Source organism: Halocynthiibacter namhaensis (assembly GCF_000812685.1).
Classification (GTDB): domain Bacteria; phylum Pseudomonadota; class Alphaproteobacteria; order Rhodobacterales; family Rhodobacteraceae; genus Halocynthiibacter; species Halocynthiibacter namhaensis.
This window is the reverse complement of record NZ_JWIF01000009.1, coordinates 1-7,174: the sequence shown is the minus strand read 5'-3', so window position 1 is coordinate 7,174 and position 7,174 is coordinate 1. Positions and strand designations below refer to the sequence as shown.

Genomic DNA, 7,174 nt, shown 5'->3' with positions numbered 1-7,174 from the left:
TCGCAGGGTCGGACGTCTGATGGGCGAGAATGGCATCAAGATCATCAGAACCCAGAAATACAAGGCGACAACGGACAGCAACCACACGTTCAACATTGCACCAAATCTGTTGGATCAAGATTTCTCAGCGACTGGCCCCAATCAGAAATGGGCTGGCGACATCAGCTACATTTGGACCAGCGAAGGTTGGCTGTATCTTGCCGTCATCCTTGACCTGTATTCTCGCCGCGTCATCGGATGGGCTATCAGTAACCGCATGAAGAAGGATCTGGCAATCCGGGCGTTAGATATGGCCGTTGCTTTGCGCCAACCACCGGAGGATTGCATTCACCATACGGATCGTGGTTCACAATATTGCTCAAATGAGTATCAGAAGCGCTTGTCCAAGCACGGTTTCAAGGTCTCGATGAGCGGCAAGGGAAATTGTTATGATAATTCTATGGTCGAGACGTTCTTCAAATCCATTAAGGCTGAGCTGATTTGGCGCAACCGTTGGGACACACGCCGTCAGGCTGAAGGCGCGATCTTCCAGTATATCAACGGGTTCTATAACCCGCGCCGTCGCCACTCATCGCTTGGCGGGAAAAGTCCCTTGGCTTTTGAGCGAAAGGCCGCATAAATGAGTTCAGAGACCGGAACGTAAGCGGGACAAGACCACTTGCTGCATTGGGCCAAGCCGAACAAATCGAAGAGGGACGTTTCGCGGCCTAAGGGGGCTCTTGAAGTCACAGCATATCTGTTTTGGTGGAGTTATCAGTGGTCATAGCAGACCTCGCGGTCTTTTCAGTGAGTTCACGATTTCAGCCTGACCTATCGGCAAGCAATGACTGCTTTGGGCAGTTTGTGTACTTTGCAAAGTCACTCATTCGGCCCAAACTAGGCCGTATTAGCGACTTTAATTGCTGCAGCGCAGCCATTCATTGCTGACATTGGAATATTGCCGCAACGGAATATTTGATACACCGTACCGCTCTTCCCGACAGAAAATGTTATTTATACGACGGGATTTTTTAAGTTTTCCATTGTCCCACAACTGATTATACTGTAATGGCGAGAGCGAACTCTAGCTGAGCGGCGGTCCATCGTGAAGCCAACAAATGAGTCTACGATTGATGGGCTAATTGAATGAAAATCATAAACAAACAGTTGCATATATTCATCTTAACATTAAAGGATGCATCTGAGCGACGATCGAGCTTAATCGAGGCACTTGAGGAAATGAACCTTTCCTATGAGCTTTGGTTCGGCGTTGATGGACGTAACGGATTGCCCGCTGAATATGAAGCGGTAATTGACAGGTTCGATGCGCAGAAAAAATTGCGCCGTGAATTAGCCGATGCCGAATTTGCCTGTGCTTTGTCCCATAATGAAATCTACAAATCTATTGTAGATAGGGGGATTACGTCAGCAATCATTCTTGAAGATGATGCCTGTATTGGTGCAGGTTTTAAAAAATTGACCCATGCGCTTATGTCATCACCATGCGAGCTTTTATTATTGGATCACAAGAAGGCACGTGTTGCATGGCGTGATGTATTACAAATAAATACGGATCTTAAGGCATACCGTGTTGTTCTGCCGCCTGAGTTGACGACTGGCTATTATATAACCCAAGCGGGGGCTGTCAAAATGCTTGCGGCCACAGGAAAGATCAGTGGTGTAGCAGATTGGCCTTGCGATATTTCGACCTTGGATTGTCGAGCTCTGATGCCTCGCACTGTCACCTCGCCCCCGGCGGATGTGGCAATATCTCATATCCATGAGCAACGGAAAAACCTTGTCGCATCGAGCACATCTATGCGATTTCTGACACCCACGTATTGGAAACGATGGTGGTTGAAAAACACTTACAAGAAACTGAGATGATAGGTCGCCTGATGACACAAACAAATACAGATTATATCTCGGGCCTCCAACATCAGCTTAACGAAGTCATAGCGTCGACCTGTAGAGGTATGACGTCATACGCATTAGTTGATTTCCCCGACCATTCAAATGTTGGTGACAGCGCAATCTACCTCGGAGAGTTAAAGCTACTGCGTGAGATACTCCAACGTGATCCAGCTTTCGTTTCTAAAGCTAAAAACCACGTCGATGATATCAACAAATTTGGTGCCGTTAACGCCGTCTTTCTACACGGTGGAGGTAACTTTGGCGATGTATGGCCTGCACATCAACAGTTTCGAGAACGTATTATTGCGCGATACCCGGACCACAAGATTGTCCAGCTACCACAAACACTGTTCTTCAAAGACCCCGCTGCCCTTAAGCGCTCTGCTGAAGTCATAGCGAGGCACCCAAACTTCACACTTTTGGTGCGAGATCAGCGGAGCTATAATATCGCGTATGACGCCTTTGATTGTGAGGTCAAGTTATGCCCCGATTCCGCGATGTCACTTGGAGCACTGCCTAAAGTTGGCACGGTTACGCACCCTCGATTGGCCATGTTGCGCCAGGACAAAGAGACCCAGCTGGAAGCTGGTGATATCTTAAAAATGGCCGGTGATTGCCCAGTAGAGGATTGGGTGGAAGAGGAAAGGTTCAAACCAATACATGAGGTGCTTCTTGATAAGGTAATGCCTATATTGGGCCCGCTTCGATGGAAGACAATGCCGACATTATCAGTGCAATACGAAAGCTGGGCATCAACGCGTGTGAACCGTGGTTTAGCACAGCTTTCTACCGCCGATTTTATCGTAACAGACCGTCTGCACGTCCACATCTTGTCCTCTCTTTTGGGGATAGAACATGTTGTCTTAGACAATAATTATGGCAAAATATCTGAGTACATTAAGCAATGGGGTAAACCGGATAACGCCATAGTTGTCAGTTCTGTTGAAGAACTGAAAACTCTTCTACCTGCGTAATATTTCCCTTAAATACCCGATAGTTTTTTATTTCAAACAGAGCCAAAGCAGGATTGTAGCAACACAAAGTGCAAAGATTGAGATGCGACGCTTTCTTCGTTGGCTAAAGCGCGCGGGTTTCGCTGCGCGTTTGCGTAATCGGATAAGAGCTTCTTTGATGGCAGGGTCGTCGACATAAGATATCAACTCAGTTGTTCGCTGCTGCATACCAATCGCCGCAGGCGTACTCTTACCAATTTTTGTTGCATCAATATTCGATACGATCTCAGGTTTTTTGCGAAAGATATTAGGGACTTTGTCACCATCATTTTCCATAGCAATTCGGGTCTGTATACACTTCCAACAGTCTCCACAGTTCCATCCAAATGTAGAATCTAAATAGCAGACGCCTATATCGTCAAGAAACGCCCCATTTTTTTGGATAGATTTGACTTTTTCATACCGGCTCACTTCATGGCCCGCATAGTGAGCTTGAACCTGTCCGCCGCTGATGCAGGTACCAACATAGTAATTATTACCCCAAGCTGTAGGCCGCAGAATGTCCTCGGCAAGACTATAATCAGCAGAATATGTAACATCTGAAAACTTGGGCCCCAAGAAATGCATACATGCAGCAAGTTGTGCAATGTGAAGCTTCTCCCAATCAAAACCTATCTCTTTCAAATTTGTTGCCACAACGATTGGCTCCAATCCAGCTTTACCACACATGGTTTTCACGCGTTTTATAGCGTTTCCATTTTATGTTGATGCATATCCAGCGTTTGCGAGGAAGTTCCAACATTCATCGGGACTGAAAAGGTTGCAAATATCGCCGATGGCGTCGAACAGATCTGAGAAGGTTCTTGCACCGATCTTCCGCAGATGTGCCTTCAGTTTGGCGAATGCCAGTTCGATTGGGTTCAAGTCGGGACTGTAGGGCGGCAGATACAGGAACCAGCACTCATGGGCCCGCAATGCGGCGGCTGCTTCAGCGTTCTTGTGCGTCGCGAGATTGTCGCAGATCACAACGGTCCCCGGTTCGATCTCAGGCACCAGAACTTCACGGATGTAAGCGGCGAACGCTGCTCCATCCATTGCACCCTTGATGACCCAGGGCGCGATCAGTTGATCATGGGTCAGACCCGCAATGAAGGTCTGGGTTCCCCAGGCCCCAAAGGGAGCGGAGGCGTTGAGCCTCGTTCCGCATTTGGATCGCCCGCGCAAGCGGGTCATGTTCGTTTTGACGCTGGTCTCATCGATGAAGACCACACGGTTTGGGGCTTGCGCTATGGCTGGTAACGTCCAGCGGAACCAGTGGTGGCGAGCCTTCTTTACATGGGGTTTGCGCCGTTCGTCCGCGATGAGGCTCTTTTTTTGTACGTCAGATCAAGTCGCCGCAACACAACATCAATACCTGACAGGGATGCCCGCACGCCATGCGCCTCCAAAAGCGCAGCCTGCAGTTCCTTCAGCGTGATATCCGGATCTTGCTCAACCAACTCCGCAAAGAAACCCTCGTAGGGCACCAGCCGTCCGTGACCCTGACGTCGTGAGTTGGACGCTGGCATGAGAGTGCCAGTCTTCCGCAGGCAAGCCGCGTACCGCACAGCGGTGGCGGCGGAAATCAGCAAGCGACGACCGATCTCCCGAGCCGAATGGCCTTCAAGGTGCAAAGCCTGAAAACGATTGCGAATATCCAATGACAATGGTGCGGGCATGAACTGATCCTCCTGATCAACAGGGAATCAGAAAACTACGCCCATGGGAATCCCTAACGATTCAAAATGAAAAGGAACCGCTTTAGCAGGGCGTTAAAGCCGTCGATTTGATCTATAGTGTAATCAGCCCCGTGAACCACAAGACCATGCGTGAACTTTAGCCGTTCTTTCTCGGTGATTAATACGTAAGTTGAATCAACACCTGTGCTGACACAGAGTGAACTCAGCTGACCTTGCGATGGTTGCTCTGCAGCAATCTCATTGCTGCTCACGTCAAAGGTATCGTCATTTGCCCCCATCCGCATATAGAACGAGGCCAACGCCCGGCAATTTTCAAGAGCCTCCTGTGTGACCGGGGCGTGCAATTCAACATTCTGCTTAAATCGATCAGCAATCGCTAGGCAGGCAAATGCCGCAAAATCGTAGACGACTGGAGCAACATGGTCCCGGTGATCGCATTCAAAAAAGACTGCCCATTCCTTCTTTTTAACAGTAAAATTAAGGGTTGCGCGCCCTTCTTCATATTTCACGTAAACATCGATCACTATATTTCTCCATTTACTGCCTGATATACAGTTTTTATGTGGAATGAACTTCTGTGGCTGCTCTTTCTTGGCTAGCGGCTTTGGCAGATAGGTAAAAATCACAAAATTTCTTGCCCAAAGGATCACTATTGGGCATTTGCACAGCATCCTCGCCCCAACCTACATTGGCTTCAACTATGATGGGGCCATGTTGCGTCCAGGCAATATCCCAACCGATTGAGTAAACGTCAGTTAATACATTATGGGCGTCTATCGCGAGTGCCAAGACATCTTCCCAAATCGCAAGTTTCGTATCCGAGATTTGGGCACCAGTATCTGGATGAATATTGTATATTGGATATCCATCTCGTTTTTGAATCGCTGGTGTGAGTTGACCAGATGCCTCAATACCTGCGCTCAGCCCGCCTACACCAAAGTTGTCAACGTCCATCTGACCAATGGGCATCCGCAGGCAGGAGCGTAGATGTTCTGCTTGTTGTTTAGGCAATTTGGTGGTGACCACGCGAAGGGTACACAAAGCACCAGAACTGAAATCGCGTACCGCATCTCCATTAATCAGTTTTAGTTGCAGAATAATGGTTCCTAAATGTGCTGCGTCCTTAAAATATTGCAATAATTCTGGTTCATCAAAAATATGGTTCCCGTTACGCCAAGTCGCAGAAACATCATCATAAGTCCACGCTTGCCCCCCACTTCCGCCCCACTGACCATTGAATTTTGAGAATAGGTCAGCCTTTGGCAAATGTGTGCCATCGTTGATGATCAGATTGCGGCGCGTCACCGTGGCCACAATGCCAGCATGGGGTAGGCCATGTTTTCGGCACAAAGCTTCAAACATGACTTTATTGCCCACTTCTTCGGTGTTTTGATTCCGGCTCAACCACGGCATAAGTCTTACAATTTCATGATGCTGGATGTAATCGCCAGCATGTCGCCGGTTTCGAGGTAGCCAAAGTTTAAACCGTAAGCAGGCTTCAATGGTCATATTATATCTGACCATCAAATACCAAAACGTAAAGAATAACGCGATACGCGATAGGTCAACACCATGCAGTTTACGGTCGATAGTCACAGCCGCAATCAATGCCAAAAAAAACGCGCGCACAGGCCAATATATTGTATACACAAGAGATTTTAATATTTTCGCTCCGACCCCACGTCGCCGTTTCAAATCAAGAGCATGGCGATGGACAGCACTTACAGTATCTTGGCGAAATGCAAAAATAAATAAAGGAATAACAACAGAACATGAGTGGTCTAATCGCCATCCAACAAATTTTCCCTTAAGGATAGTTAGTTCCATCACAGTTACGTCCATTTTTACATAAATGAGATCACTATCTCACGGTCATAGAGAAATCAAATAGATGTAGGCACATGTAGAATTTTCAGTACAGCATCTGATCGTTTCTGACGGCATCGGGGTCATCCGAGGCCGCCCATAGCTTTGCAGGCTTAAGCGATGCTGTTCACGGATGTGAGCCAGGATCACCATATCATCGCGTTGACGCTGGCTCATCGGGCGAACCCGCCACGCGCGAAAACCACGTGATGTGACCCGCATAACTTTGCACAGGAACTCAACTGGCCATTCTTCTTTCCAGGCGTCGATGAACGCAAATTGGTCTTGTCCCGCTTACGTTCCGGTCTCTGAACTCATTTATGCGGCCTTTCGCTCAAAAGCCAAGGGACTTTTCCCGCCAAGCGATGAGTGGCGACGGCGCGGGTTATAGAACCCGTTGATATACTGGAAGATCGCGCCTTCAGCCTGACGGCGTGTGTCCCAACGGTTGCGCCAAATCAGCTCAGCCTTAATGGATTTGAAGAACGTCTCGACCATAGAATTATCATAACAATTTCCCTTGCCGCTCATCGAGACCTTGAAACCGTGCTTGGACAAGCGCTTCTGATACTCATTTGAGCAATATTGCGAACCACGATCCGTATGGTGAATGCAATCCTCCGGTGGTTGGCGCAAAGCAACGGCCATATCTAACGCCCGGATTGCCAGATCCTTCTTCATGCGGTTACTGATAGCCCAGCTCGATCACCCAGAACGTAGTTT

At 48.2% G+C, this 7,174-nt stretch carries 7 protein-coding genes and 2 pseudogenes; 3 read left to right on the top strand and 6 right to left on the bottom strand.

Annotated features, from left to right (window positions below; translation table 11 throughout):
* The 3 genes from RJ38_RS00965 to RJ38_RS00955 all read left to right on the top strand — a co-directional run.
* On the top strand, positions 1-619 hold a 619-nt coding region (locus RJ38_RS00965), incomplete at its 5' end, for an IS3 family transposase (protein ID WP_039017055.1).
* 506 nt (positions 620-1,125) lie between these two features.
* Positions 1,126-1,866 carry a glycosyltransferase family 25 protein gene (locus RJ38_RS00960; RefSeq protein ID WP_039017052.1) on the top strand — a complete coding sequence of 247 codons (741 nt, stop codon included), beginning with the start codon at positions 1,126-1,128 and terminating at the stop codon, positions 1,864-1,866.
* Positions 1,833-2,867 (top strand): polysaccharide pyruvyl transferase family protein, encoded by a 1,035-nt coding sequence (locus RJ38_RS00955; RefSeq protein WP_162183542.1) that lies wholly within the window; start codon positions 1,833-1,835, stop codon positions 2,865-2,867. The genes RJ38_RS00960 and RJ38_RS00955 overlap by 34 nt, the downstream gene beginning before the upstream one ends.
* Before the next feature lie 27 nt (positions 2,868-2,894).
* On the opposite strand, the gene RJ38_RS00950 is transcribed toward RJ38_RS00955, so the two are convergent.
* The 6 genes and pseudogenes from RJ38_RS00950 to RJ38_RS00925 all read right to left on the bottom strand — a co-directional run.
* Positions 2,895-3,575, bottom strand: a complete 681-nt coding sequence (locus RJ38_RS00950) for a hypothetical protein (RefSeq protein WP_039017051.1) — start codon at positions 3,573-3,575, stop codon at positions 2,895-2,897.
* A gap of 30 nt (positions 3,576-3,605) precedes the next feature.
* A protein-coding gene (locus RJ38_RS18385; RefSeq protein ID WP_202903850.1) for an IS630 family transposase occupies positions 3,606-4,564 on the bottom strand; the annotation gives its coding sequence in 2 pieces (ribosomal slippage) (positions 3,606-4,220 and positions 4,223-4,564; 957 coding nt in all).
* A gap of 53 nt (positions 4,565-4,617) precedes the next feature.
* The gene (locus tag RJ38_RS00935) at positions 4,618-5,109 is read right to left on the bottom strand and encodes a hypothetical protein (protein WP_039017048.1); all 492 of its coding nucleotides are present in this window, start codon (positions 5,107-5,109) and stop codon (positions 4,618-4,620) included.
* A 34-nt stretch (positions 5,110-5,143) separates the two neighbouring features.
* Positions 5,144-6,412, bottom strand: coding sequence for a sugar-transfer associated ATP-grasp domain-containing protein (locus RJ38_RS00930; RefSeq protein ID WP_162183541.1), 1,269 nt, complete (start codon positions 6,410-6,412; stop codon positions 5,144-5,146).
* Positions 6,413-6,532: 120 nt separating this feature from the next.
* Positions 6,533-6,685 (bottom strand): annotated as a pseudogene (locus RJ38_RS19155) (IS3-like element IS1133 family transposase); the annotation flags it as partial.
* Positions 6,686-6,769: 84 nt separating this feature from the next.
* Positions 6,770-7,150 (bottom strand): annotated as a pseudogene (locus RJ38_RS00925) (IS3 family transposase); the annotation flags it as partial.
* Positions 7,151-7,174: the final 24 nt, after the last annotated feature.